The 25,208-nt window shown below is 72.2% G+C and carries 23 protein-coding genes and 3 pseudogenes; 8 read left to right on the top strand and 18 right to left on the bottom strand.

What is annotated here, in order from left to right; all coding sequences use genetic code 11:
* Positions 1-69 precede the first annotated feature (69 nt).
* The 7 genes from rnc to recG form a co-directional block, all read right to left on the bottom strand.
* Positions 70-948 (bottom strand): ribonuclease III, encoded by an 879-nt coding sequence (gene rnc / locus R2S09_RS14005; RefSeq protein WP_306188330.1) that lies wholly within the window; start codon positions 946-948, stop codon positions 70-72.
* A 7-nt stretch (positions 949-955) separates the two neighbouring features.
* Entirely contained in the window at positions 956-1,129 is a 174-nt protein-coding gene (rpmF, locus tag R2S09_RS14000) for a 50S ribosomal protein L32 (RefSeq protein WP_003951102.1), read from the bottom strand.
* Between the two features lie 2 nt (positions 1,130-1,131).
* Positions 1,132-1,776, bottom strand: a complete 645-nt coding sequence (locus R2S09_RS13995; RefSeq protein WP_306188328.1) for a DUF177 domain-containing protein — start codon at positions 1,774-1,776, stop codon at positions 1,132-1,134.
* Between the two features lie 175 nt (positions 1,777-1,951).
* Positions 1,952-3,085, bottom strand: a complete 1,134-nt coding sequence (locus R2S09_RS13990) for an ATP synthase F0 subunit B (RefSeq protein WP_316741250.1) — start codon at positions 3,083-3,085, stop codon at positions 1,952-1,954.
* A gap of 99 nt (positions 3,086-3,184) precedes the next feature.
* Entirely contained in the window at positions 3,185-3,664 is a 480-nt protein-coding gene (gene coaD, locus R2S09_RS13985) for a pantetheine-phosphate adenylyltransferase (protein WP_306188325.1), read from the bottom strand.
* A gap of 26 nt (positions 3,665-3,690) precedes the next feature.
* Complete coding sequence (rsmD, locus tag R2S09_RS13980) at positions 3,691-4,278, bottom strand: 16S rRNA (guanine(966)-N(2))-methyltransferase RsmD (RefSeq protein ID WP_306188323.1); 588 nt, start codon at positions 4,276-4,278, stop codon at positions 3,691-3,693.
* Positions 4,279-4,386: 108 nt separating this feature from the next.
* On the bottom strand, positions 4,387-6,606 hold the full coding sequence (recG, locus tag R2S09_RS13975) for an ATP-dependent DNA helicase RecG (RefSeq protein ID WP_316741248.1): 2,220 nt from the start codon (positions 6,604-6,606) through the stop codon (positions 4,387-4,389).
* 168 nt (positions 6,607-6,774) lie between these two features.
* Here recG and R2S09_RS13970 point away from each other — a divergent pair.
* Positions 6,775-8,681, top strand: a pseudogene (locus R2S09_RS13970) (HSP90 family protein).
* The gene (locus R2S09_RS13965; protein ID WP_316741330.1) at positions 8,678-8,944 is read left to right on the top strand and encodes a hypothetical protein; all 267 of its coding nucleotides are present in this window, start codon (positions 8,678-8,680) and stop codon (positions 8,942-8,944) included. Before R2S09_RS13970 ends, R2S09_RS13965 begins: the two are co-directional and overlap by 4 nt.
* Here the strand turns inward: R2S09_RS13965 and R2S09_RS13960 are convergent.
* Positions 8,852-10,116, bottom strand: a pseudogene (locus R2S09_RS13960) (RNA-guided endonuclease InsQ/TnpB family protein). The gene R2S09_RS13965 and the pseudogene R2S09_RS13960 sit on opposite strands and share 93 nt — an antisense overlap.
* 81 nt (positions 10,117-10,197) lie before the next feature.
* Between R2S09_RS13960 and R2S09_RS13955 the strand changes: the two are divergent.
* Positions 10,198-11,607, top strand: a pseudogene (locus R2S09_RS13955) (tetratricopeptide repeat protein); the annotation flags it as partial.
* A gap of 167 nt (positions 11,608-11,774) precedes the next feature.
* Here the strand turns inward: R2S09_RS13955 and R2S09_RS13950 are convergent.
* Positions 11,775-13,550, bottom strand: a complete 1,776-nt coding sequence (locus tag R2S09_RS13950) for a DAK2 domain-containing protein (RefSeq protein ID WP_316741246.1) — start codon at positions 13,548-13,550, stop codon at positions 11,775-11,777.
* Positions 13,551-13,817: 267 nt separating this feature from the next.
* On the opposite strand from R2S09_RS13950, the gene rpmB reads away from it, so the two are divergent.
* A complete protein-coding gene (gene rpmB, locus R2S09_RS13945; protein WP_003993230.1) occupies positions 13,818-14,003 on the top strand; it encodes a 50S ribosomal protein L28 in 186 nt (61 codons plus the stop codon).
* 572 nt (positions 14,004-14,575) lie between these two features.
* On the opposite strand, the gene thiD is transcribed toward rpmB, so the two are convergent.
* Together thiD and R2S09_RS13935 are read right to left on the bottom strand one after the other, a co-directional pair.
* Positions 14,576-15,385 carry a bifunctional hydroxymethylpyrimidine kinase/phosphomethylpyrimidine kinase gene (gene thiD / locus R2S09_RS13940; protein ID WP_316741244.1) on the bottom strand — a complete coding sequence of 270 codons (810 nt, stop codon included), beginning with the start codon at positions 15,383-15,385 and terminating at the stop codon, positions 14,576-14,578.
* Positions 15,382-16,347 (bottom strand): thiamine-phosphate kinase, encoded by a 966-nt coding sequence (locus tag R2S09_RS13935; RefSeq protein WP_030168387.1) that lies wholly within the window; start codon positions 16,345-16,347, stop codon positions 15,382-15,384. Before R2S09_RS13935 ends, thiD begins: the two co-directional genes overlap by 4 nt.
* A gap of 206 nt (positions 16,348-16,553) precedes the next feature.
* Here R2S09_RS13935 and R2S09_RS13930 point away from each other — a divergent pair, with 206 nt between their 5' ends.
* Complete coding sequence (locus R2S09_RS13930; RefSeq protein WP_030168388.1) at positions 16,554-16,787, top strand: Lrp/AsnC family transcriptional regulator; 234 nt, start codon at positions 16,554-16,556, stop codon at positions 16,785-16,787.
* Between the two features lie 21 nt (positions 16,788-16,808).
* On the top strand, positions 16,809-17,309 hold the full coding sequence (locus R2S09_RS13925; protein ID WP_306188318.1) for a DUF3515 domain-containing protein: 501 nt from the start codon (positions 16,809-16,811) through the stop codon (positions 17,307-17,309).
* A gap of 32 nt (positions 17,310-17,341) precedes the next feature.
* Here R2S09_RS13925 and R2S09_RS13920 read toward each other — a convergent pair whose 3' ends face one another.
* The 3 genes from R2S09_RS13920 to R2S09_RS13910 are packed head-to-tail and all read right to left on the bottom strand — an operon-like array spanning position 17,342 to position 20,468.
* The gene (locus R2S09_RS13920; RefSeq protein ID WP_306188317.1) at positions 17,342-18,499 is read right to left on the bottom strand and encodes a D-alanine--D-alanine ligase family protein; all 1,158 of its coding nucleotides are present in this window, start codon (positions 18,497-18,499) and stop codon (positions 17,342-17,344) included.
* Between the two features lie 59 nt (positions 18,500-18,558).
* Entirely contained in the window at positions 18,559-19,578 is a 1,020-nt protein-coding gene (locus R2S09_RS13915) for an NAD(P)H-dependent glycerol-3-phosphate dehydrogenase (RefSeq protein ID WP_306188315.1), read from the bottom strand.
* Positions 19,575-20,468, bottom strand: coding sequence for a 1-acyl-sn-glycerol-3-phosphate acyltransferase (locus tag R2S09_RS13910; RefSeq protein ID WP_306188313.1), 894 nt, complete (start codon positions 20,466-20,468; stop codon positions 19,575-19,577). The genes R2S09_RS13915 and R2S09_RS13910 overlap by 4 nt, the downstream gene beginning before the upstream one ends.
* A gap of 199 nt (positions 20,469-20,667) precedes the next feature.
* On the opposite strand from R2S09_RS13910, the gene cofC reads away from it, so the two are divergent.
* Together cofC and R2S09_RS13900 are read left to right on the top strand one after the other, a co-directional pair.
* Complete coding sequence (cofC, locus tag R2S09_RS13905) at positions 20,668-21,306, top strand: 2-phospho-L-lactate guanylyltransferase (protein WP_306188311.1); 639 nt, start codon at positions 20,668-20,670, stop codon at positions 21,304-21,306.
* A 285-nt stretch (positions 21,307-21,591) separates the two neighbouring features.
* A complete protein-coding gene (locus R2S09_RS13900; protein ID WP_316741239.1) occupies positions 21,592-21,795 on the top strand; it encodes a hypothetical protein in 204 nt (67 codons plus the stop codon).
* Between the two features lie 67 nt (positions 21,796-21,862).
* Here the strand turns inward: R2S09_RS13900 and R2S09_RS13895 are convergent, their stop codons facing one another.
* The 4 genes from R2S09_RS13895 to leuC form a co-directional block, all read right to left on the bottom strand.
* Positions 21,863-22,489, bottom strand: coding sequence for an HU family DNA-binding protein (locus tag R2S09_RS13895; protein WP_316741238.1), 627 nt, complete (start codon positions 22,487-22,489; stop codon positions 21,863-21,865).
* Positions 22,490-22,627: 138 nt separating this feature from the next.
* A complete protein-coding gene (locus R2S09_RS13890) occupies positions 22,628-22,858 on the bottom strand; it encodes a hypothetical protein (protein ID WP_030168396.1) in 231 nt (76 codons plus the stop codon).
* Between the two features lie 251 nt (positions 22,859-23,109).
* Positions 23,110-23,703, bottom strand: coding sequence for a 3-isopropylmalate dehydratase small subunit (gene leuD, locus R2S09_RS13885; protein ID WP_306188306.1), 594 nt, complete (start codon positions 23,701-23,703; stop codon positions 23,110-23,112).
* A 6-nt stretch (positions 23,704-23,709) separates the two neighbouring features.
* Positions 23,710-25,140, bottom strand: a complete 1,431-nt coding sequence (gene leuC, locus R2S09_RS13880) for a 3-isopropylmalate dehydratase large subunit (protein WP_306188305.1) — start codon at positions 25,138-25,140, stop codon at positions 23,710-23,712.
* Between the last annotated feature and the right edge of the window lie 68 nt (positions 25,141-25,208).

Raw genomic sequence — 25,208 nt, 5'->3', positions numbered from 1 at the left:
GTCGCGCTGTGGGCGGTGCCGGCGGCCGGGTGGCCGCCGGCACGGCGGGTTTGGCAGGCGGTCGGCGGATCAGGCGGGGCTCGACGCCTCGTCGCTGTTGTCCGCGCTCCGGGCGGTCTGCCCGTTCTCCGCGTTCTGTGCGGTCTCGGCGGCCTGGGCCGCCTTGGCGCGCTCGTCCGCGGCGGCCCGGATGGACCGCCACGCGGACTCGGCGGCCTGCTGCTCCGCCTCCTTCTTGCTGCGGCCGGTGCCGGTGCCGTACGAGACGCCTCCGACGCGGGCGGCAGCAGTGAAGGTCTTCTCGTGGTCGGGGCCGGTCTCCGTGACCAGGTACTCGGGGACGCCGAGCCCCTCCGTCGCGGTGAGCTCCTGGAGGGATGTCTTCCAGTCCAGGCCGGCTCCGAGGTTGGAGGACTTCTCGATCAGCGGGTCGAAGAGCCGGTGCACCAGCTCGGACGCCGCGTCGAGGCCCTGGTCGAGATAGACCGCGCCGATCACCGCTTCCAGGGTGTCGGCGAGGATGGACGCCTTGTCCCGGCCGCCCGTGCCCTCTTCACCGCGGCCGAGCCGGATGAAGGCACCCAGGTCGAGTCCGCGACCCACTTCCGCCAGCGCACGCGAGTTGACCACCGCGGCCCGCAGCTTGGCCAGCTGGCCCTCGGGCAGGTCCGGGTGGGTGCGGTACAGCGTGTCCGTGACGACGAGACCGAGGACGGAGTCACCGAGGAACTCCAGCCGCTCGTTCGTCGGCAGACCGCCGTTCTCGTACGCGTAGGAACGGTGGGTGAGCGCGCGCACCAGAAGGGCGGACTCGAGCTTGTACCCGAGCCGCCCTTCCAGAAGCGTGTGGGACGAGGCCGTGTTGTCCGACGGAGCACTCCCGCGTCGGCGGGCAGTGGTGGCTTCGACGCCTTCCGCCTTCTTGGCAGTGGACACGGTGCCTCTCACCAGCCGCTCAGACCTCGAGGACCTGGCGCTTGTTGTAGGTGCCGCAAGACGGGCACGCGATGTGCTGCTGCTTGGGCTCGTGGCAGCGCTCGCACGCAACCAGGGTGGGGACCGCAGCCTTCCACTGCGACCGGCGGTGGCGCGTGTTGCTGCGCGACATCTTCCGCTTCGGAACAGCCACGGCTACTTCTCCTGCTTCTCGTCGACGCCAGGTTCGGCGCCGCTCATCTCGTCCTTCTCGCCGTCCGACATGGTGTCGGCGAGTCCCTGCAATGCCGCCCAACGGATGTCGACGGCGTCGTGGTGGTGGTCCGGGTCGTCCGCGAGCCGCGCTCCGCACTCGGAGCACAGACCCGGGCAGTCCTCCCGGCACACCGGCTGCATCGGCAGTGCGAGCACCACCGCATCGCGCAGCAGAGGTTCGAGGTCGAAGAGTCCGTCCTCGAGGAAGAGCCTGTCCTCGTCGTCCTCGGCGTCGTCGCCCGGTTCCGCGATCACGCGGCCCCGGTCGTCGGCGTCAGGGTACGAGAACATCTCCTGGAAGTCCGCTTCGAGCTCCTGCTCGACCGGCTCCAGACACCTTACGCACTCCCCCTCGGCCTGTGCACGGGCGGTGCCTGTGACGAGCACACCTTCCATGACCGACTCGAGCCGGAGTTCGAGCTCGACCGGGGCGCCTTCCGGCACGCCGATCACTCCCTTGAGACCGAGGTCCGCGGGAGCGGGGACCGTCCGGGTCAGGCGCTGCAGCGCACCCGGACGCCGGCCCAGCTCATGCGTGTCGAACACGAGAGGGTTGCGGTGGTCGAGGTGGGCGTTGTGAGCCATTCCTGCTTTCGGTTTCCGAACTCGGAGGGACACCGACCGGGTGGTGTTCCCGGGCAGCGCTGATCGCGGACGTCTACGTGGGCAGCGCAAGCGCACGCGCGACCGAAGAGCCAGGATACTGGACCTTTCGCTCTCGGCCCAATCCGGTGCCGGTGTCCGCGTCCATGGCCGCGTTCTACAGGCCGCGCCCCTGCTCGTAGGCCCTCAGCTGCTCGGCGCTGATCATGCTGGTGTCGAAGAGGCTGGTCTCGTCCAGGGCATAGCCCTGCTGCGGCTGCTGCGGCTGCTGCGGCTGCTGCGGCTGCTGGGACTGGTGCATCTGCTGGTGCTGGGCCTGGTTGGGGTCGTAGGCGCCCGTCTGGGTGTCGTAGCCCTGGTAGGCATAGGGATCGGCCTGCTGGTAGCCGTAGGGGTCCTGCTGTCCGCCGTAGCCCTGCTGGTAGCCGCCGTACGGATCGCCCTCGCCGTAGGGGCCGGTCTGCGCGGGCTGCTGGTAGCCGTAGGCCGGCTGCGGCTCGTACGCCGGCTGCGGTGGCTGCTGGGGCTGGGCGGGCCGTTCGGCGGGCGCGGCGGCCGGGGTCGCCGGGGTGTCGGCGAGGGCCGCGAGGTCGGCGAGGTAGTCGGCGTCGCTGGAGTGCTGGACGGTGGTGGTGTCGTCGGCGAGGGCGCCGAGGTCGTCGGTGGCGATCCGGCCGTGCAGCTTCTGCCGGCCGCGGCCGACGGCCTCCAGGGTCTTGGCCAGCACCGCCTCGAAGGCGCCCAGCTTGGCGTCGACGTAGGCGTCGGCGTCGCGGCGCAGGGTCTCCGGGTCGTGGCTGCGCTCGGGGGCGTCCTCGTCCTCGTAGCCCTCCTCGTCGAGGCCGGGGCCGGTGCCCAGCAGCTTCTCGCGGCCGCGGCCGACCGAGCCGAGGGTCTTGGTGAGGACCACCTCGAAGTTGGCGAGTTTGGAGTCGACGTAGTCGTCGGCCTCGGCGCGGACCTCCTCGGCCTCCTTGCGGGCCTCGGAGAGGATCCGGTCGGCCTCGGCCTGGGAGCGGCGGGCCACCTCGGTGTCGGAGATGAGCGAGCCGCGCTCGGCGTGCGCTGACTCGATGATCCGCTCGGCCTCGCGCCGGGCCTCCTCGACCATCAGCTCCCGGCCGCCGATCAGCTCCTGGGCCTGCGCGAGCGAGCCGGGCAGGGCCTGGCGCACCTCTTCCAGCATCGCGAGCAGCTCGGCCCGGTTGACCACGCAGGACGCCGACATGGGCATGGACCGGGCGCCGGAGACCGTGGCCACGATCTCGTCGAGCTTCTTCTGCACGTCCACGGTGTGCTCGCCACTCTCTGCCGATGTGTTGGAGACGGACGGGACGACTGTACGACCATGGGACGGCCGCCGGACACCGGGTGACGGCCAGTCAGGAGGTCAGTCCTTCCGCAGCCGCCGGGTGAGGGCGTCGTGGACCTGCGGCGGCACCAGGTGGGAGACGTCTCCGCCCCAGGCCGCGACCTCCTTGACCAGGGACGACGACAGGAAGCTGTAGGTGGGGTTGGTGGGCACGAAGAGCGTTTCCACACCGGTGAGGCCGTTGTTCATCTGGGCCATCTGCAGCTCGTAGTCGAAGTCGCTGACCGCGCGCAGGCCCTTGACGATGGCGGGGATGTCGCGCTGCTTGCAGAAGTCGACCAGGAGGCCGTGGAAGGACTCGACCCGGACGTTGCCGTACTCGGCGGTGACCTGCCGGATGAGGTCGATGCGCTCCTCGATCTCGAACAGGCCCTTCTTGGACTGGTTGATCATCACCGCCACGTAGACCTCGTCGTACAGGCGGGAGGCCCGGGCAATGATGTCGAGGTGTCCATTGGTGATCGGGTCGAACGACCCGGGACAGACGGCGCGGCGCACTTGAGATCCCTCGCTCTCCGGTCCGGTCATCGTGCGTCTTCGCACGTAGAGGCGGCGCGACCGTACCAAAACGTTCCCTCGCCGTAGCGGCGGGCCCGGATCGCGTCGAACCCCGGCGGCCACCGGAATTCGCCGCCTCTGGTGCTGCGCTCCACGGTGACGAGGGCTTCCGCCGCCAGCCACCCCTCCGAGCGGAGTGTGAGCAGAATCTCCCGGAGATCGTCGTCGGAGACGGCGTACGGCGGGTCGAGGAAGACGATGTCGTACGGCTCGCCCGGCGGCGGCGCCTGGACGATCTGCCGAGCCTTGCCCGCCCGTACGTCCGCGCCGGGCAGGCCGAGCGACTTCACGTTCTCCCGGAGGGTGCGCACCGCGCGGGCGTCGGCATCGACGAGCAGGGTGTGCCCCGCGCCGCGGGAGAGCGCCTCCAGGCCCACGGCGCCCGAGCCGGCGTACAGGTCGAGGACGCGTTCGCCGTCGAGCGGGCCGCCGAGGAGGGACTGCCAGGTGGAGAACAGGCCCTCGCGGGCCCGGTCGGAGGTGGGGCGGGTCCCGTGGCCGGGGGGTACGGCGAGACGGCGTCCGCCGGCCCGGCCGGCGATCACGCGGGTCATGTCCTTGGGTCCTTGTCGCTCTGTACGCAGGGCACTGCACGCAGGGTGCACCGCGGGCAGGCGTGCCCTGCACGCGGGGTGTGGCTGCCTCCAGTCTGTCAGTCCTTCTCAGCCCTTCTCCAAGTACTGCTCCCTTTCCTCGTCCAGCAGGGCCTCCAGGGCCGTGCGCAGTCCGGGCAGGTGCTCCAGCTCCGGATCGGCGGCCACCACCGCCGCCGCCTCCTGTCTGGCCTCGGCGATGATCTCCTCGTCCTCGATGACCGCGAGGACCCGCAGGGAGGAGCGGGCACCGGACTGGGCCTGGCCGAGCACGTCGCCCTCGCGGCGCTGTTCGAGGTCGATGCGGGAGAGTTCGAAGCCGTCCAGGGTCGCGGCCACCGCGTTCAGCCGCTGGCGGGCGGCGCTCGCCTCCGGCATCTCGGTGACCAGCAGGCACAGGCCGGGCGCCGAGCCCCGGCCGACCCGGCCGCGCAGCTGGTGGAGCTGGGAGACGCCGAAGCGGTCGGCGTCCATGATCACCATCACGGTGGCGTTCGGGACGTTGACGCCGACCTCGATGACCGTGGTGGCGACCAGGACGTCGGTCTCGCCGGCGGCGAAGCGGCGCATGACCGCTTCCTTGTCGTCGGGCTGCATCCTGCCGTGCAGCACCTCGACCCGGAGCCCGTGGAGGGGTCCCTCGGCGAGTTGCCCGGCCACGTCGAGCACGGCGAGCGGCGGGCGCTTCTCCGCCTCGTCCTCCGCGGACTGCTTCCTGGCGGCCTTCTTCTCGTCGTCCTCCTCGTCCCCGATGCGCGGGCAGACGACGTAGGCCTGGTGGCCCTTCGCGGCCTCCTCGCGCACCCGCTCCCAGGCCCGGGCCAGGAAGTGGGGCTTGTCGGCGGCCGGGACGACATGGCTGGCGATGGGCGAGCGTCCGGCGGGGAGCTGGTCGAGGACGGAGGTCTCCAGGTCGCCGAAGACCGTCATCGCCACCGTGCGCGGAATCGGGGTGGCGGTCATCACCAGCAGGTGCGGGGGCTGCTTGCCCTTGCCGCGCAGCGCGTCACGCTGCTCGACGCCGAAGCGGTGCTGCTCGTCGACCACGACCAGCCCGAGGTCGTGGAACTGGACCTTGTCCTCGATCAGGGCGTGGGTGCCGATCACGATGCCGGCCTCGCCGGTGGCCAGGTCGAGCAGCGCATGACGGCGGGCGGCCGCGCCCATGGAACCGGTGAGCAGCACCACCTTGGTGGCGTGCTCGGCCCCGCCCAGCATCCCTCCCTCGGCCAGCTCGCCCATCATCTCCGTCACCGAACGGTGGTGCTGCTGGGCCAGCACCTCGGTGGGCGCGAGCATCGCGGCCTGCCCGCCCGTGTCGACCACGGCGAGCATGGCGCGCAGGGCCACCAGCGTCTTTCCGCTGCCCACCTCGCCCTGGAGCAGCCGGTGCATCGGGTGTTCGGTCGCCAGGTCGTCGAAGATCTCGCGGGAGACCTTCTGCTGGCCCTCGGTGAGGGTGAAGGGCAGGCGGTCGTCGAAGGCGGCGAGCAGGCCGTCGGGCCGCGGCTTCCTCGCGACGGCGGGGAGTTGCGCGTCGGCGTACCGGCGGCGGGCGAGGGCGACCTGGAGGACGAAGGCCTCGTCCCACTTCAGGCGGGCGCGGGCGTCGGCGATGTCCGCCTTGGTGTGCGGGCGGTGGATCTTGAGCAGCGCCTCGGGCAGCGTGACCAGGCCGCGGCCCTCGCGGAGCGACCCGGGCAGCGGGTCGACGGCCTCCTGTGCGCTGGGCAGGACGGTCTGGACCGCCTTGGCGATCTTCCAGGACTCCAGTTTGGCGGTGGCGGGGTAGAGCGGGATGAGGGCGCCGGCCCAGGACTCGACGGTCTCCTCGGCGTCCCCCTTCAGCAGTTCGTAGGCCGGGTGGGCCAGTTGGAGCCGCCGGTTGAAGACGGAGACCTTGCCGGCGAACATCGCGCGGGTGCCCGGCAGCAGCTCCTTGTGGGGCTTGTGCACGCCGTTGCCGAAGAAGACCAGCTGGAGCCGGCCGCTGCCGTCGGTGATCGTCACCTCCAGTCGCTGGCCCTTGCCGCGGGGCGCCCGGGTGGAGGCGAAGGTGTGCAGCCGGGCGTCGGCGACCTGGGCGACCACGGTGACGTGCTCGTCCATGGGGAGGTCGGCGAGGTGGGTGAGCTGGCCCCGCTCCTCGTATCTGCGCGGGTAGTGGTGGAGGAGGTCGCCGACGGTGAGCAGGCCGAGGTGCTCGGCCATCACCTTCGCGGTGGCGGGGCCGAGCACCGACTTCAGCGGTTGTCGCAGTGGTTCTTGCAGTGCGGGCACGAGATCCATTGCACACCACGGGACTGACAATGCCGTAGACGTGCCGGGAAACCCCTGGTCGCACCGGTCGCACCGGCCCTAGGATGACGCGCTCCGGCCTCCCTACGCGGTCACCGCCCCACGCCGGGGCCGCCCGGCCCCGCGCCGCCCCGAAGCTCCCCCACCGGCGCTGTGACGATGGACTCCCAGACCTCCCAGAGCTCCCAGGCAGCCGCACAGGAATCTCAGAAGACTCAAAGCCCACAAGAGCCACAGCAAGAAGCACAGGGTTCACAGGCGTCCCGGCCCGCGTCTTCCGCGCACACCTTCCAGGTCGATCTGCGCGGTCTGGTGGACCTGCTCTCGCACCACCTGTACTCCAGTCCGAAGGTCTACCTCCGCGAGCTGCTGCAGAACGCGGTGGACGCCATCACCGCCCGGCGTGCCGAGGAGCCGGACGCCCCCGCCCGGGTGCGGCTGCACGCCGACGGCGGCACGCTCCGGGTGGAGGACACCGGCATCGGGCTCACCGAGTCCGACGTGCACGAGCTGCCGGCGACCATCGGCCGCAGCTCCAAGCGTGCCGAGGGGCTCCAGGAGGCCCGCTCGGACTTCCTCGGCCAGTTCGGCATCGGCCTGCTGGCCTGCTTCGTGGTGGCCGAGCGGATCCGGGTGGTCAGCCGCAGCGCCCGCACGCCTGACGCACCGCCCGTGGAGTGGACGGCACGCGACGACGGCTCGTACACCGTGCGGGCCCTGCCGGACTCCGCCCGCCCGGAGCCCGGCACCACCGTGCACCTCCAGGCGCGGGCCGGTGCCGGCGAGTGGCTGGCCGAGGAGCGGGTGCTGGCGCTGGCGCGGGACTTCGGGTCCCTGCTGCCGTACGACGTCCGGGTGGGTGAGGAGGCCGTCACCGACCTGCCCGCGCCCTGGGAGCGGGCGTACCCCTCCCCCGCCGCGCGCCGGGTCGCCCTGGCCCGCCACTGCCACGACCTGTTCGGCTTCTCCCCGCTGGACTCCATCGACCTGACGTGCCGGTGGCCGGGATCCGCGGGGTGGCGTACGTGCTGCCGTCGGCGGTCAGCCCGGCGCAGCGGGCGGGCCACCGCGTGCATCTGAAGGGCATGCTGCTGACCGAGCGGGCCGAACAGCTGCTGCCCGACTGGGCGTTCTTCGTGCGCTGCGTGCTCGACACGGACAGCCTGCGGCCCACCGCCTCGCGCGAGTCGCTGTACGAGGACGAGACGCTGGCCGCGGTACGGGAGGCGCTCGGGGAACGGATCCGGTCCTGGCTGACCGGGCTGGCCGCCGGTGACCCGGATCGGCTGGCGGCCTTCCTGTCGGTGCATCACCTCGGTGTGAGGTCGCTGGCCCGGCACGATACGGAGATGCTGCGCACGATGCTGCCGTGGCTGCCGTTCGAGACGACCGACGGGCGGCTGTCGCTGGAGGAGTTCGCGCAGCGCCACCCGGTGGTGCACTTCACGCGGTCGGTGGAGGAGCACCGGCAGGTGGCGCCGATCGCCTCCGCGCAGGGCATCGGCGTCGTCAACGGCGGCTACACCTACGACAGCGAGCTGGTCGAGGCGCTGCCGTCGGTGCGCCCGGGGACGGCGGTCGCCGAGCTGGACGCGGACACCGTGACCGCGCACCTGGACGCCGTCGACCCGGCCGAGGAGCTGGCCCTGGCGGGGTTCCTGGCGACCGCGCGGGCGAAGCTGGACCCGCTGGGCTGCGATGTGGTGCTGCGCGCCTTCCACCCGCCGTCCGTGCCGGCACTGCATCTGGACGACCGGGCGGCCCGGCACGAGCGGGCCCGCGCGGAGGCCGAGACGCAGGCCGACGACCTGTGGGCGGGCATCCTCGGCTCGCTGCGCGGCAGTGCCCCACGCGCGCGTCTGGTGCTCAACCACCTCAACCCGCTGATCCGCAGGATCAGTTCCCTGGGCGACGCGGAGCTGGTCGGCACGGCGACGGAGTCGCTGTACGGGCAGGCGCTGCTGATGGCGCAGCGCCCGCTGCGCCCGGCGGACTCGGCGCTGCTCAACCGCGCCTTCATCGGACTGCTGGAGTGGGCGACCCACGCGGAGGACGGTCACCGATGAGCTCGATCACGGATTTCGCCTCGCTGCGCCGGGCGATGACGGAGAACGGCGAGGCGCCGGAGGGGCCGGCCCGCAACGCGCACGCGGAGCAGCTGCTGGCGGAGGCGGAGAAGCTGGGCATCCCGCTCGCCGTGATCGAGCCGCTCGGGCACCAGGTCAACTACCCGCCGCTAAAGCGGTGGGCTTGCACAACGGGCGCCACTGGCTGTGGCACTGCGTTTGCGCCCAGCCCCGACCCGCTGGCGTGGGGCACGGGCCGTTGACTGGGCCCCGCGTCGCCACAACGCCCACGCACGCGCGCGGATGTTGCGGGAGCTGTTCCGGTCCGCGTGATCAACGAATCCGCAGGACCGGCACGCGAACCACGCCTGCGAGACCCGGTTCGCCCTGTCGATGTGCCCGCACTCGGCGCAGGTGCGGGAGGTGTAGGCCGGGTCGGCGTACACCACCGGCGCGCCGGCCTTGCGGGCCTTGTACGCGATGAACGCCCCCCGCTGGGCGAAGGCCCAAGAGGAGTGGGTGGCCCGTTGGGGCTTTCGGAGCCGTACCCGCTCGCGGATGCCCGTCAGGTCTTCCAGGGCGATCCCGCGACCGGTGCTCCCCCACTGCCTTGACGGCGTGGGAGGTACCCCCAAGCCTCGGCCACCACATGCTTCGCGATCTTGTGGTTGATGTCCCGCGCCCGCCGCGCCTCCTTGCGTCGTCGCTTCTTCAGCCGACGCTTGGAGGACGGGGTGTTCTTCTTCTGAAGTTTGGCGCGCAGCCCGCGTTCCCGGGCCCGGATCCGGTTGAGTTCGCGCCCGGCCATGATCTCGCCGTCCGAGGTGGTGGCGATGTTCACTACCCCGAGGTCGATCCCGAGGAAGTCCACCGGATCGGTGTTCAAGAGTGCTTCGGGCACCTCGCAGGTGGCGTTCAGGAACCACATGCCATCCCGTCGGATGAGATCGGACTCACCCTTCCGGTACAGCGCGAGCGTGGCCAGCTGTTCCGGCGCGGCGGTGAACGCCACGTCCTTCACCCGGCCCGACACCGTCCAGATGGAGATCCGCCGCCCGGAAATCTGCCAGGACAGCATCCGGTCGTCGTAGGGCTGCGCGCTGTCGGGCCGGAAGGCGACCGGCTTCCCTGCGGCCTTCCGGTAGCGCTGCGAGCCGGGCCTGCCCAGGTTCCCGGCCCGAAGGTTCGCATTGAGTGCGGCGTACGCGTCGCACGTCTTCTTGATCACGTGCTGGGCGGCCTGCGCACCCAGGCCCCATCGGGCCTTCGCCTGGTCGTAGGTGAGTCTGCGCAGCGCGAAGTTGTTCTTCACATCCTTTTCGAAGGCGACTTCACTCGCCCATGACGCGGCCTCGTTGCAGGCGTGCAGAGTTGCCCCAAGTGCCGCCGCCTGCACGGACGTCGGAAGCAGTTTCACCTGCACCACCAGCTTCACAGCCGCGACGCTACCCCGCCCCTCCGAGCCCCCGCATTCGAACATGACAAAGTTCCCGACCCGGCTGCCGGGCGCTCCACGCCGGATGCCGCTGCCGACGGGCCGGTGCCTTCGGAGGCGCTGTCCGCCGCGCGGGCGGCCGCGCGGGAGGTGCTGGCGCTCGTCGAGACACCCGCGCGGAAGGACGGTCGGGCCGGGGACGGTCGGGCCGGCGACGGCGGGCAGGACGGGGCGGACGTACGACTCGCCTCCCGGGCGGCCGAGGCGCGGGCGATGCTCGCGGAGACCGCCGCACGCACCGGGGATCTCCCGGCGGCCACCGAGCTGTTCGAGGAGGCCGTGGCGCGGTACGTCGGCGCCGGGCTGCCCTGGTTCGCGGTGGAGTACGAGGCCCGGCTGGCCTCCCTCGCCCACCATCTGGGCGATGCGGCCCGGGCCGAAGGGGCGCTGCGCGCGGCCCTGGAGCACGGCGGGGCACACCTGGAGGCTGCGGGACGGGCGCAGCTGCACCTCCGGCTCGCCGAGGTGCTCGACGGCCTCGGCCGGGCCGCGGAGGCGGCGGAGCACGCCCTGGAGGCGGCGCACTGGGCCGACGAGGCCGGTGAGGGACCCACGCTCGGCGCCTGGGCGCGGCAGCAGCTCGGTGGGCTGCTGCTGCGGCTGGGCCGGTGGGCCGAGGCCGCCGAGGTGCTGGAGTCGGCTCTGGCGGACCTGTCCGCCGAGACGCACGGCGACGGGGCCGTGGTGCAGACCCAGTGGTGGCTGGGCGACTGCCTGAGCGAGCTCGGGGAGCACCGCGCGGCGGCCGAACGGCGGCTCCAGGCCGCCGGGATAGCCCGGCACTGGCCCGAGCAGCAGGACCATGCCACGCTCGCCCATCTCGCGGCCGAGTCGCTGAGTCACGCGGGACTGCCCGCCGAGGCGGAACGCGCCTACGCGCGCGCGGGCGAACTGTGGCGCTCGCTGGGCAACGCGCACGGCCTCGTCCGCTCGCTGCGCGCCCGTGCGTGGCTGGCCTTGCGCACGGAAGCCGGCCCGGAGACGGCGCGCGAGCTGATGGCGCGCGCGGTCGAGGAGTGCGAGGCCGCGCTGGCCGGGGCGGAGGACGGGGAGGCGCGGCTGCGGCTCACCGACGAACTCGGCGGCACCCACCGTCAGTTCGGCGACCTCCTCGCCCGTTCGGTCGCCGACGCGGAGGACGAGCCGGACGACACCACCAGGTCGGTGTGGGAGGAGGCGCTGTCCCGGACGGAACAGGCGATCGCCGTGTTCGCCGGACTCGGAGCGGATGCCCTGCACGACCGGACCGGCGCGGAACTCGCCGCCGGCTGGCTGGAGGCCGACCTGGGCCGGCCCGCCGAGGCGGCGGCACGCGCGCGTGCCGTCCTGGCGGCCTACGAGGCCACCGGCGACGAGTCCGCCGCGGCACCACCCCGCCGCGCGGAGGCCGAACGCCTGCTGCACTTCGTGGAGAAACTCTCGGAAGACTGAGAGAGACACAGAAGGACGGAGAACGACGGAGGAGGACACCCCGGAAGCTGCCGCCCCCGCGCGCAGCAGCCGGGGGTCGGGACGCCTCCCCACCCCCCGCCGCCTCCCCACGCCGATCAGCAGCAAGGCTCCAGGGGCCGGCGACGACGGCCCGAGCGTCGCCGCCGCTACTCCACGCCGATGAGCAGCAGGGCGCCCTGTCGGCCGCCCCCGTAGACCACCGTGTCCACGGCGAGGTAGGAGTCGCGGACGTGGGTCTGAAGGTGGTCGGCGACGGTGTCCGGGGCGTCGTTCCCGAGGACGAGGGTGACCAGTTCGCCGCCGGCCGAGAGCATGCGGTCCAGGACGGTCTTGGCCGTGGCGGTGACGTCCGCGCCGATCACGGCCACGTCGCCCTCGATGAGGCCGAGGACGTCACCGGCCTGGCAGATGCCCGCCGTGGTCCACGACTGGCGTTCGGCGACGGTGACCTCGGCGTGGCGGGTGGCGCCCGCCGCCGACGTCATGGCGACCACGTCCTCGTCGAAGCGGCGCCCCGGTTCGTGCACCGCGAGGGCGGCGATGCCCTGGACCGCCGAGCGGGTCGGGATCAGGGCCACGCGGACACCCTCCCCGCGTGCCTGTTCGGCCGCCGCGGCGGCAGTGTCGTGCAGTTCGGCGTCGTTGGGCAGCAGGACCACCTCGCGCGCGTGGGCCCGCCGTACCGCCTCCAGGAGTTCGCCGCTCGCCGGCAACTCCCCGGGGCGGGCCGGCACGGTGGTCGCCCCGGCCTCGGTGTACAGCCCGGCCAGGCCGTCGCCGGGGACGACGGCCACGACGGCGCGCTGGACGCGCTCCCGGGGCGGTCGCTCGGTGCGGGTGGTGTGCGCGTCGCCCGCGCCGAAGTGGGTGATCCGGATGCGGTAGGGGCGGCCGGCCTCCACACCCGCCTCCACGGCGGCGCCGGCGTCGTCGACGTGGACGTGGACGTTCCACAGCCCGTCGCCGCCGACGACGACCAGGGAGTCCCCGAGCCCGTCGAGCCGCCGCCGCAGCCGGTCGACGGCCGCCTCCTCGGCCTCCAGGAGGTAGATCACCTCGAAGGCGGGGCCGCCCGCGGACGGCGCGGGAGCGGACGACGAGGCGCAGGCGCTCGGCTCGTCCGGGTCGGCGGAATGCACGCGCGCGTGCGGCACGGTCGGCTGGTCCTCGCCCGGCCGGCCGCTCCCAGTGGCCGCTGCCGTCCCGCCCGGTGGTGTGCTCTCCGTCGCCGGCGTCTCGCCCGTGAACGTCTCGACCAGGGCCGCGAGCACGGCGACCAGCCCCCGCCCGCCGGCGTCGACCACTCCGGCGCGCTCCAGGGCGGCCAGCTGGCCGGGGGTGGCGGCCAGGGCCCGGCACGCGCCCGCGTAGGCGGCGCGCGCGACAGTGCCGCAGTCGCCCTCCGCGCCGGTGGCCGCGTCGGCGGCCGCGGAGGCGACCGACAGGACCGTGCCCTCGACCGGGTGCGCCACCGCCTGCCGGGCGGAGTCGGCGGCGTGCCTCAGGGCGAGCCGCAGACCGCGGCCGTCGGTGTGGGCGCTCTCGTCGTCGGCGGCGAGCACCTGGGCCATGCCGCGCAGCAGCTGGGCGAGGATCGTGCCGGAGTTGCCGCGCGCGCCGATCAGGGCCCCGTGCGCCATCGCCCGCGCGGCCTCGGCCAGGGACGGGCCGTCGAGGGAGGGGCCGGGGAGCGGGAGGGCCTCGCCGCCGGGGACGCCGGCCTCGTGGGCCGCGAACACGGCCTCCACCGCCGCTACGGCGGACTCCACGGTCAGGTACAGGTTCGTGCCGGTGTCGCCGTCGGCCACGGGAAAGACATTGATCGCGTCGATCTCCTCGCGCGCCCGCCCCAGCGCCCGCAGGGCCAGGCCGCACCAAGTGCGCACCGCCGGCGCGTCGAACGTCTGCGGCACCTGCGCCACCTGCGCCTCCCTGAGCTGCTGGTCTGGACGGCAGCGTAGACCCAGGGGGTGGTGCGCGCCGGAAGAGGGCCCGGGCGGGCCCCGGGGTGGCCATGGTAGTTTCGTGCCACGGGAGCAGACGTTGTATGCTGCTCCGGTTGCCCGATCCTGATCGGGCTCTCCCCCTGGCAACGCCACTCGGATTTCGGAGTGCTCCCTGAGCCTGCGATCTGGATTCCGGCATGCCGGGATCAACCGTAAGTGCATCTGAAGTCTTTGGAGTGACCCGTGGCTGCCAACTGCGACGTCTGCGGCAAGGGGCCGGGCTTCGGCAACAACATCTCGCACTCGCACCGCCGTACGTCCCGCCGCTGGAACCCGAACATCCAGCGTGTGCGTACCGTGGTCGGCGGGACGCCGAAGCGCGTGAACGCCTGCACCTCGTGCATCAAGGCCGGCAAGGTCTCGCGCTGACGCACAGCAACAGCTAAGCGCGCGGCCACTGCTGGTTCGCTGCACTAAGCCGGTCCATCTCGGTGGGCCGGCTTTTTGCCGTGTCTGTCGGAGGACTGCCCTCCGTTTCCGTCTCAGAGGGCCGCGCTCCACCGTCACGGCCTGGGCGGCCCGCGTCCCCGCGCCCTGCTCGCCCTCCTGCTCCTCGACGTCGGCCGGACGGTCCCCCGGAGCGCCTCATCGCCGGCCTGTACGGCGCCGAGCCGCCCGCGGGGGCCCCGGGGGGCGCCCTCCAGTCGCAGATCTCCCGCCTGCGCAGGCGCCTCGGCCCGCGGACGGTCATCGAGGCCGACCCGGTCGGCTGCCTCCCTGCCGGCCGCCGTGGGCGAGGCGCCCCCGCCCGGTCTGCTGGAGGAGTGCGTCCTGTGCGCCGTCGGCCCGCTGTCCGGGGACGACGGGGACCTTCTGCCGGGGAGGAGCTGCGCGCACGCGTGGACGCCGTTCCGGAGTCGTACCAGGGCCCGCTGCGGCTGCCGTCCGGCTTCTTCGAGCGGCTCACGGAGCCAGGCGGCCACCGCGATCGAACTGCGCGACTACCCGGCCGCGTGAGGCTCCCGGAAGGTCCAGCCGTGGTCCACGGGGCCGATGCCGGTGCCGAGGGCGAAGCCGGCCGCGATCGCCCCGGTGACGTACTCCTTGGCGGACCTGACCGCCTCGGGCACGGGCTGTCCCTTCGCCAGCTGGGCGGCGATCGCGGAGGCGAGGGTGCAGCCCGTGCCGTGCGTGTGCCGGTTGTCGTACCTCGGGGCGCGCAGCCAGTGCTCCTCGGTGCCGTCCGTGAGCAGGTCCAGGGCGTCTCCGGCCAGGTGCCCGCCCTTGATCAGCACCCAGGCCGGCCCGTACTCCAGGACGGCCGCCGCGGCCTCGCGCAGCCCCTCCTCGGACGTGACCCGCACGCCGGTCAGTTGGGCGACCTCGTCGAGATTGGGCGTGGCGACGGTCGCCACCGGCAGCAGCTTCGTCCGTACGGACTCCAGGGCGGAGGCGGCCAGCAGCGGGTCGCCGTGCTTGGAGACGCCGACCGGGTCGACGACCGTGGGCGCGTCCGCCCCGGCAAGCAACTCGGCGACCGCCTCGACCAGTTCCGCCGAGGCCAGCATCCCGGTCTTGACGGCCTGGACGCCGATGTCGTCGACGACGCTGCGGTACTGGGCCCGGACCGCCTCCGCGGGCAGTTCCCAGGCGCCCTGGACGCCGAGGGAGTTCTGCGCGGTCACCGCGGTGATCACGCTCATGCCGTGCGTGCCGAGGGCGAGCATCGTCTTCAGGTCGGCCTGGATGCCGGCGCCGCCGCCGGAGTCGGACCCGGCGACGGTGAGGACACGAGGGGGCGCGGCGCTCATGACTCGATGTCCCCGAAGTGGTCCCAGCCGCCCTTCCGGGTCCACGGCGCGCCGTCGACCGTGACCTGGGGCAGGGCCGAGGGGTTGAGCACTTCGCCGATCACCTTCCAGCGGGCCGGCAGCTTCACGTCCGGCGGGAACGTCGCCACGATCGCGTGGTCCTCCCCACCGGTCAGCACCCACTGAAGCGGGTCGACACCGACGGCCTGCCCGATGTCGTTCATCTGAGAAGGGATGTCGATGGCGCCGGAGCGGATGTCGATGCGCACCTTGCTGGCCTCCGCGATGTGCCCGAGGTCGGCGATCAGACCGTCGCTGACGTCACACATCGCGGTCGCGCCGAGCCCGGCGGCGGCGGGGCCCGCGTGGTACGGCGGTTCGGGGCGGCGGTGGGCCTCGACGAAGGCGCGCGGGGAGCGGAAGCCGCGGGAGAGCACCGCGTACCCGGCGGCGGACCAGCCCAGCCAGCCGGTGACGGCGACGAGGTCGCCGGGCTGGGCGCCCGCGCGTGTCACCGGTTCGTGGTTGCGCAGATCACCGAGGGCGGTGATCGACACCATGATGGTGTCGCCGCGCACCACGTCGCCGCCGACCACGGAGGCGCCCGCGACCTGGCACTCGTCCCGCAGCCCGTCCATCAGCTCGGTCGGCCAGGTGACCGGGAGTTCGGCGGGGACGACCAGGCCGAGCAGCAGGGCGGTCGGTACGGCGCCCATGGCGGCGATGTCCGCGAGGTTCTGGGCGGCCGCCTTGCGGCCCACGTCGTACGCCGTGGACCAGTCCCGGCGGAAGTGCCGCCCCTCCACGAGTATGTCGGTGCTCGCCACGACCCGGCGGTCCGGGGCGGCGACCACCGCGGCGTCGTCGCCGGGGCCGACCCGGACCGCCGGGGTGGTGGTGAGACGGGAGGTGAGCTCCCTGATGAGCCCGAACTCCCCGAGCTCACCAACAGTGCCCTTCATAGCCCTTTCGCCCCTTCTGTCCCTGTCCGTTCCCGGTCGCGCGTTCACGCGGTCCTCGTTACGGTCGAGATGACCGTCAACTTCTGTCCTACCTGCACCCCGGCGCGCGGGCCACGTGCTCCGTGGGTCTCCCCGTGGCGTACGGCGACGCGATACCGTGGCGTTCCTTTTCCCCACATGATCCTCGTGGCCGCCCTGGAGGTTCCGTGGTACAGGCGTACATCCTGATCCAGACGGAGGTCGGCAAGGCGTCGACCGTCGCCGAGACGATCAGCAAACTGCCTGGTGTGATCCAGGCCGAGGACGTGACCGGACCGTACGACGTCATCGTGCGCGCCCAGGCCGACACCGTGGACGACCTCGGCCGGATGGTGGTCGCCAAGGTCCAGCAGGTGGAGGGCATCACGCGCACACTGACCTGCCCGGTCGTCCATCTGTAGCCCCCGTCTACCCTTGGGCCGGTGAGCTCTTTCCGTCACCGGCTTCTCGGCCTGCCCGTCCTCGCCGTGCTGATCACCGCCGCGGGCTGCTCCTCAGCAGACGACGCTGCCACCGCGGCGGTTCCCAGCCCGGACACACCGGTCACCGAGCTGTGCCGGAACCTGGACAAGGCCCTGCCGCGGAAGGTGGACGGACTGAGCCGCGAGGACCCGCGGCCCGCCTCCGCGCTGACCGCGGGCTGGGGAAGCCCGGCGATCATACTGCGCTGCGGTGTCCCGCGGCCGCCGAAGATGATCGACCCCGAGGTCGCCGAGGGCAGGGACCCCGACGCGGTGACCGGCGGGGTGAACGGCGTCGACTGGCTGATGGAGAAGCAGGACGACGGCGCCTACCGCTTCACCAGCGCCAACCGCAGGGCGTATGTCGAGGTGGACGTGGAGAAGGGGCGGGACAGCTCCTCCGTCCTGGTCGAGCTGGCCCCGGCCGTCAAGAAGGCGATCCCCGAGGGGATCGCCGACTGAGCACCGGCCGGCCGCCGACCGGAACGGACGGGTCAGCGCAGGCCCGTCGGGCGCCGCAGCGCCGCCTGGACCAGACGGTCCACCAGCTCCGGGTAGGAGACGCCGGTGGCCTGCCACATCTGCGGGTACATCGAGATGGGCGTGAAGCCGGGCATGGTGTTGATCTCGTTGATCACGAACTCGCCGTCCTCGGCGAGGAAGAAGTCCGCGCGGACCAGACCCTCGCAGGAGGCCGCCTCGAACGCCTCCACCGCCAGCCGCCGCACCTCGGCGGTCTCCTCCTCGGTCAGCGGGGCGGGCACGATGCCGGGCGTGGAGTCGATGTACTTCGCCTCGAAGTCGTAGTACGCGTGCGCATCGGGCGGCGGGATCTCGGCCGGTACGGAGGCGCGCGGGCCGTCCTCGAACTCCAGCACCCCGCACTCGATCTCCCGGCCGCGCACGGCGGCCTCCACGAGCACCTTCGGGTCGTGCCGCTGGGCCTCCTCGATCGCCTCGTCCAGGCCCGAGAGGTCCTCGACCTTGGTGATGCCGATGGACGAGCCCGCGCGCGCGGGCTTCACGAACAGCGGCCAGCCGTGCTCGCCGGCGAAGTCGACGATCTTCTTGCGGGCGGCGGAGGCGTCCCGCTCCCACTCGCGCGGCCGGATCACCACGTACGGGCCGACCTTGAGCCCGAAGGAGGTGAACACCCGCTTCATGTACTCCTTGTCCTGGCCGACGGCCGAGGCGAGCACGCCCGAGCCCACGTAGGGCACCCCGGACAGCTCCAGCAGGCCCTGGAGGGTGCCGTCCTCGCCGTAGGGGCCGTGCAGCACCGGGAAGACCACGTCGACCTCGCCGAGCGCCTTGGGCACCGAACCGGGCTCGCTGTAGACGACTTCGCGGTTGGCCGGGTCGACGGGGAGCACCACGCCGCCCTCGGCGGACTCGGCGAGTTCCTCGACGCTCGGCGTACGGCGGTCGGTGATCGCCATGCGTTCCGGCTCGTCGGCGGTCAGGGCCCAGCGGCCGTCCGTCGTGATGCCGATCGGCAGGACCTCGTACTTGGAGCGGTCGATGGCGCTCAGCACCGCGCCGGCGGTGACCACGGAGATCCCGTGTTCGGAGCTGCGCCCGCCGAACACGACGGCCACGCGAGGCTTGCGGGACGGCTGCTCAGGGCTCTGGGGGAGGTTCTCGGTGCTCATATCGCGATGAGAGTACCCGTTGGTAGGGCCGCAGGGCAGCGTTGGCGGCCCGGGGTCGCTCAGCGTCGCTCGGGCTTCGCACTGCGCGACATCAGCTCCTTGAGGGCCACCACCGGGGGCTTGCCCTCGTGCACGATGCCGACGACCGTCTCGGTGATGGGCATGTCGACGCCGTGCCGGCGCGCCAGATCCAGCACGGACTCGCACGACTTGACGCCCTCGGCGGTCTGCTTGGTGACCGCGATGGTCTCCTGGAGGGTCATGCCCCTGCCGAGGTTGGTGCCGAAGGTGTGGTTGCGCGACAGCGGCGAGGAGCAGGTGGCCACCAGGTCGCCGAGGCCGGCGAGTCCGGAGAAGGTCAGCGGGTCGGCGCCCAGGGCCATCCCCAGCCGGGTGGTCTCGGCCAGCCCGCGGGTGATGAGCGAGCCCTTGGCGTTGTCGCCGAGACCCATGCCGTCCGCGATGCCGACGGCCAGCCCGATCACGTTCTTGACGGCGCCGCCCAGTTCGCAGCCGACTACGTCGGTGTTGGTGTACGGGCGGAAGTACGGGGTGTGGCAGGCGGCCTGGAGCCGCTGGGCGACGGCCTCGTCGGTGCAGGCCACCACGGCGGCGGCCGGCATGCGGGCAGCGATCTCGCGGGCCAGGTTGGGCCCGGTGACCACGGCGATGCGGTCGGCGTGAACCTTGGCGACGTCCTCGATCACCTCGCTCATGCGCATCGCCGAACCGAGTTCGACACCCTTCATCAGCGAGATGAGGACCGTGTCCGGCGCGAGCAGCGGCCGCCACTGGGCCAGGTTGCCGCGCAGGGTCTGCGAGGGGACGGCCAGCACGGTGAAGTCGGCGTCGCGGGCGGCCTCGGCGGCGTCCGCGGTGGCCCGCAGGTTCTCCGGGAGTTCCATGCCGGGCAGGTAGTCCGGGTTGGTCCGGGTGGAGTTGACGGCCTCGGCGAGTTCGGCGCGGCGGGCCCACAGGGTGACGTCGCAGCCGGCGTCGGCGAGGACCATCCCGAAGGCGGTGCCCCACGATCCGGTGCCGAAGACGGCCGCCTTGACCGGCCTGACCGGCTCGCTCACGTGCCCTGCCCCTCTTCCTGGACGGCTTCCCGCGCTGCCTCCGGTGCCGTTTCGCGCGCCGCCTCCGGTGCCGCTTCCCGGTCCGCCGGCCCGGGCCGGCCGGACGTCGCGGACCTGCCCTGCGTCCGGGACCGGGCCTGCGCCTGGGCCTGGTTCTGCTCCTGGGTCCTGCGGCGCTGCTCGATCCGCTCCCGGCGCGGGTCGTAGGGCACGGCGGGGGCCTTCTCGCCGCGGATGTGCTCCAGCTGGCGCGTGATGGCCGCCATGATGGCCTCGGTGGCCTCCTTCAGCAGCTCCGGGGTCATCTCCTTGTCGTAGAAGGGCGACAGGTCCACGGGCGGGCCGGCGAGCACGTGGTGCGTCTTGCGCGGCAGGAGGTTCGGCTTCTTGGCGTAGGGCGGCAGGAGTTCGTTGGCGCCCCACTGGGCGACAGGAATCACCGGGCACTTGGTCTGGAGGGCGACCCGCGCGGCGCCCGTCTTGCCGGTCATCGGCCAGCCGTCCGGGTCGCGGGTGAGGGTGCCCTCGGGGTAGAAGGCGACGCACTCGCCGCGCTCCACGGCGTCGATGGCGGCGCGGAAGGCACTCAACGCGTCCGTGCTCTCGCGGTAGACGGGGATCTGCCCGGTGCCGCGCATCGCGGCACCCACGAGTCCCTTCTTGAAAAGGCCGCTCTTCGCCAGGAATCGCGGCACCCGCCCGGTGTTGTACTGGAAGTGGGCGTAGGCGAAGGGGTCGATGTGGGAATTGTGGTTCACCACGGTGATGAATCCGCCGTCGGCCGGAATGTTCTCGATTCCGCGCCAGTCCCGCTTGATCAGAACCAGCAGCGGTGGTTTGCAGATCACCGCTGCGAAGCGGTACCAGAAGCCGATTCTGCGGCGGGGCACGCGGACACCTTCCTCTAGGACTGCCCCCGGGGCCGGGGGCCGCACAAGTGTCGCCCCATGCCGCCGGTCTGTCGAGAACACCGTACGCCCGACCGTCGCCCGCGCCCGCTCTTGCAGGGGGTTCGGCGCCCCCGGGCCGAGTCCGCGAGCGCCAGACGGGCCGGGGAGAATGTCCGGGACGAGAGAGGGGCGAACGCCCGTGCAGTGGACCTTGGTCATCCCCCTGAAGCCCCTGACGCGGGCCAAGAGCAGGCTCTCGGACACCGCTGACGACGGGGTCCGCCCGGGCCTCGCCCTCGCCTTCGCGCAGGACACCGTGGCGGCGGCGCTGGCCTGTCCAGCGGTCGCGGATGTGGCGGTCGTCACGAACGACGCCGTGGCCGGGCGGGAGCTGGCCGCACTGGGCGCGCGGATCGTCCCGGACGCGCCGCGCGCCGGCCTGAACGCCGCCCTCACGCACGGGGCGGCGGCCGTACGGGCATCGCGCCCCGAAAGTCCCCTGGCGGCTCTGAACGCCGATCTTCCGGCGCTCCGGCCGCTGGAATTGGCCCGGGTTCTGAATACGGCCGCGAAATTCCCGCGCGCATTTCTCGCGGACGCCGCGGACATCGGAACGACGCTTCTCGGTGCGGCCCCGGAGCATGAATTGCTTCCGTGTTTCGGGACGGATTCCCGCGCCCGTCACCGGGCCTCCGGCGCGGTGGAACTGAGGCTCGACGGGGTCGGTTCCGTACGCCAGGACGTGGACACCGGCGCGGACCTGCGGGCGGCCCTGGCCCTCGGGGTGGGCCCGCACACGGCGGCGGTGTCGGCGGGGTTGCTGATTCCCGGGTCCTAGGGGGTGTCTCGTCGATCAGGCTGGATCAGGGAGCGGCGACTGGTGCCGTACGTCGCAAGGCGGAGGAGGGAGTCGATGCGGAGCATCGGCGACCGACGACAACGCGGCGAGGTGCGGCACCAGTCGCCGCGAGCCCGGCATGACCGGCGAGACACCCCCTGGGGGGTGCCGCGGGCGCCGGGCGCGGGGAACCGCGCGACCAGCCATGACGCACCCGCACCTCGCCGACGTCCGACAGCACCACGGCGACGGCGGACAGCCGCCGCGGGCACTACGCTGGCCGCCATGCAGGCGACCGCATACACGTACGACCCTTACAGCCGCAGCGGGCAGGTGCTTCTGGACGACGGCACCCCGGTGCCCTTCGACGCCTCGGCGTTCGACGCGGGCGGCCTGCGACTGCTGCGCCCGGGGCAGCGGGTGCGGATCGAGACGGAGGGCGAGGGGGCCGCCCTGCGGATCACGCTGGTGACGCTGCAGACCTTCTGAGACCCGAAAACGCCGCGGGCCGGGCTCCCTCGGGAGTCCGGCCCGGCGCGTGGGTACCTGCTCGCGCCTACTTGCTGCGGGCGGTGGTCTTCTTGGCGGTGGTCTTGCGAGCGGTCGACTTCTTGGCCGGGGCCTTCTTCGCCGTCGCCTTCTTCGCCGGGGCCTTCTTGGCCGTGGTCTTCTTCGCCGCGGCCGCGGCCGTGGTCTTCTTGGCCGCAGTGGTCTTCTTGGCCGCCGCGGTCGTCTTCTTCGCAGGGGCCTTCTTGGCCGCCGCCTTCTTCGCGGCGGCCTTCTTGGCCGCACCCGTCGTCTTCTTCGTGGCGGCCTTCTTGCCGGCCGCCTTGGCGATGGTGGCGGTCGGCCCGGTCAGGCTGCCCTTGGGCGCCTTCTTCACCGCGATGTCGTGCTTCGGGAGCTTCTTCGAGCCGCTCACCAGGTCCTTGAAGCCCTGGCCGGCCCGGAAGCGGGGAACGGAGGTCTTCTTGACCCGCACCCGCTCACCCGTCTGCGGGTTGCGGGCGTAGCGCGCCGGACGGTCCACCTTCTCGAAGGACCCGAAGCCGGTGACCGAGACCCGGTCTCCCCCGACGACCGCGCGGACGATGGCGTCCAGTACCGCGTCGACGGCGTCGGCGGCCTGCTGCCGGCCGCCCATCTTGTCGGCAATCGCTTCTACGAGCTGCGCCTTGTTCACGTCTTCCCCTTCGGAGACCTTGCCAGAACGAAAGTGTTCAAGCTTTTTCGCACGTTAGGCAGATATATACCGCAAATCAAACACGAAACGGGCTAATCACCCTTGTGCCGCAGCGGACTCGGTCGGCCTCGAAGTTGATCAGGCTTCCTCTTCGGGGATTCGACCCTCGTCGAGGTCCGCCGTGAACCGCTCCAGTCGCCTTGTCGCAGCGGCGAGATCGTGCTTGGCCGCGGCCGTAATGACCAGCAGCTTCCGGGTCAGCGCCATCCGTACGCCCTCCGGGACTTGCAGTGCGCGCACTCTTGCGTGCGCTTCCTTGAGTTGGGCCGCGACCGCCGTATAGAGCTCGAGTTGGCCGTCGTTGTCCATGCACAGATTGTGCCATCTGGGGCGAGTTGTCGCCTGCGCAGGGGACAACTACCGCCTCGGACGGTCTTCCGGGCGCCTCCTCCGGCCGGGGCCTCGGCTCTCGCGTACCCCGGCAAAAACCCTCCTAACGTGGGAAGTTGGCCTGCCGCACGGCGGCGCGCCGGGGGCGCGGGCCCGAAAAACGGCTGTACCCCCGATCGTGGCGATCGGGGGTACAGGGGCGTTTCGTGGTGGCCGAAACCCGCCGTTGATCAGACCAGCAGCGTGCGCGGCTTGAAGGACGGGCGCTTCGCCTCGTAGGCGGCGATGGCGTCCTCGTTCTTCAGGGTGATCGAGATGTCGTCCAGGCCGTTCAGCAGCCGCCAGCGGGAGTTCTCGTCCAGCTCGAAGGAGGCGGTGACGCCCTCTGCGCGCACCTCGCGCTCGACGAGGTCGACGGTGATCTCGGCCTGCGGGTCCCGCTCCGTGAGCTCCCACAGCGCGTCCACGATCTTCTGCTCCAGGACCACCGTGAGCAGGCCGTTCTTCAGCGAGTTGCCCCGGAAGATGTCGGCGAAGCGGGAGGAGATCACGGTCTTGAAGCCGTAGTTCTGCAGCGCCCAGACGGCGTGCTCACGGGAGGAGCCGGTGCCGAAGTCGGGGCCGGCGACCAGGACCGAGGCGCCCTGCCGCTCCGGGCGGTTGAGCACGAACTCGGGGTCCTTGCGCCAGGCCTCGAACAGCCCGTCCTCGAACCCGTCGCGGGTGACCTTCTTGAGCCAGTGGGCGGGGATGATCTGGTCGGTGTCGACGTTGGAGCGGCGCAGCGGGACGGCCCGGCCGGTGTGGGTGGTGAAGGCTTCCATGATTGATCAGACTCCAGCGGGCGTACGGGTTGCGGCGTCGGACAGGTCGGCCGGGGAGGCCAGGTGGCCCAGGACGGCGGTGGCGGCCGCGACCTGCGGCGACACCAGGTGCGTACGGCCGCCCTTGCCCTGCCGGCCCTCGAAGTTGCGGTTGGAGGTGGAGGCGGAGCGCTCGCCCGGGGCCAGCTGGTCGGGGTTCATGCCCAGGCACATCGAGCACCCGGCGTGCCGCCATTCGGCGCCGGCCTCCTTGAAGACCACGTCCAGGCCCTCGGAGACGGCCTGCAGGCCCACGCGCGCGGAGCCCGGGACGACCAGCATCCGTACGCCGTCGGCGACTTTGCGGTCCTTCAGGATCGCGGCGGCGGCGCGCAGGTCCTCGATGCGCCCGTTGGTGCAGGAGCCTACGAAGACGGTGTCCACCTCGACGGAGCGCAGCGGCTGTCCGGCCTCCAACCCCATGTACTCCAGGGCCTTTTCGGCGGCCAGGCGCTCCGAAGCGTCTTCGTACGAAGCGGGGTCGGGGACGGACGCCGAAAGCGGCGCACCCTGGCCGGGGTTGGTGCCCCAGGTGACGAACGGGGACAGTGCGGCGGCGTCGATGACGACCTCGGCGTCGAACTCGGCGTCGTCGTCGGTCTTCAGCGTCCTCCAGTACGCGACCGCGGCGTCCCAGTCGGCGCCCTCGGGGGCGTGCGGGCGGCCCTTGAGGTACGCGAACGTGGTCTCGTCGGGGGCGATCATGCCCGCCCGGGCGCCGGCCTCGATCGACATGTTGCAGATGGTCATGCGGGCCTCCATCGAGAGCTTCTCGATGGCGGAGCCGCGGTACTCCAGGACGTAGCCCTGGCCGCCGCCCGTGCCGATCCTGGCGATGATCGCCAGGATCAGGTCCTTGGCCGTGACCCCCTCGGGCAGTTCGCCGTCGACGGTGATCGCCATGGTCTTCGGGCGGGCCATCGGCAGCGTCTGGGTGGCCAGCACGTGCTCGACCTGGGAGGTGCCGATGCCGAACGCCAGCGCGCCGAAGGCGCCGTGCGTGGAGGTGTGCGAGTCACCGCAGACCACGGTCGTGCCGGGCTGGGTGAGGCCCAGCTGAGGGCCCACGACGTGGACGACGCCCTGCTCGACGTCGCCCAGCGGGTGCAGCCGGACGCCGAAGTCGGCGCAGTTCTTGCGCAGCGTCTCCAGCTGGGCGCGGGAGACCGGGTCCGCGATCGGCTTGTCGATGTCCAGGGTCGGGGTGTTGTGGTCCTCGGTGGCGATGGTCAGGTCGAGGCGGCGCACGCCGCGCCCGCTCTTGCGGAGGCCGTCGAAGGCCTGGGGGCTGGTCACCTCGTGCAGCAGGTGCAGATCGATGAAGAGGAGGTCGGGCTCGCCCTCGGCGCGCCGGACGACGTGGTCGTCCCAGACCTTCTCCGCGAGTGTCCTACCCATCGCTGTTCCCTCCGGCCGGCAGGTGTCCACCGACCCAACTAGAGATCTTGAGGAGGCGTCGCCCGCGC

The organism is Streptomyces sp. MK7 (assembly GCF_032658145.1).
Lineage (GTDB): Bacteria > Actinomycetota > Actinomycetes > Streptomycetales > Streptomycetaceae > Streptomyces > Streptomyces spiralis.
Note: the sequence above shows the minus strand (reverse complement) of the source record. Positions and strands in the feature narration are given on the sequence as shown.

Bases quoted from the DNA above. Each gene is read 5' to 3' on its own strand.
- R2S09_RS13995 (WP_306188328.1), bottom strand. From the start codon at position 1,776: ATGGCTCACAACGCCCACCTCGACCACCGCAACCCTCTCGTGTTCGAC.
- rsmD (WP_306188323.1), bottom strand. From the start codon at position 4,278: ATGACCCGCGTGATCGCCGGCCGGGCCGGCGGACGCCGTCTCGCCGTA.
- recG (WP_316741248.1), bottom strand. From the start codon at position 6,606: ATGGATCTCGTGCCCGCACTGCAAGAACCACTGCGACAACCGCTGAAG.
- R2S09_RS13965 (WP_316741330.1), top strand. From the start codon at position 8,678: ATGAGCTCGATCACGGATTTCGCCTCGCTGCGCCGGGCGATGACGGAG.
- thiD (WP_316741244.1), bottom strand. From the start codon at position 15,385: ATGAGCGCCGCGCCCCCTCGTGTCCTCACCGTCGCCGGGTCCGACTCC.
- R2S09_RS13935 (WP_030168387.1), bottom strand. From the start codon at position 16,347: ATGAAGGGCACTGTTGGTGAGCTCGGGGAGTTCGGGCTCATCAGGGAG.
- R2S09_RS13920 (WP_306188317.1), bottom strand. From the start codon at position 18,499: ATGAGCACCGAGAACCTCCCCCAGAGCCCTGAGCAGCCGTCCCGCAAG.
- R2S09_RS13900 (WP_316741239.1), top strand. From the start codon at position 21,592: ATGCAGGCGACCGCATACACGTACGACCCTTACAGCCGCAGCGGGCAG.
- R2S09_RS13890 (WP_030168396.1), bottom strand. From the start codon at position 22,858: ATGGACAACGACGGCCAACTCGAGCTCTATACGGCGGTCGCGGCCCAA.
- leuD (WP_306188306.1), bottom strand. From the start codon at position 23,703: ATGGAAGCCTTCACCACCCACACCGGCCGGGCCGTCCCGCTGCGCCGC.
- leuC (WP_306188305.1), bottom strand. From the start codon at position 25,140: ATGGGTAGGACACTCGCGGAGAAGGTCTGGGACGACCACGTCGTCCGG.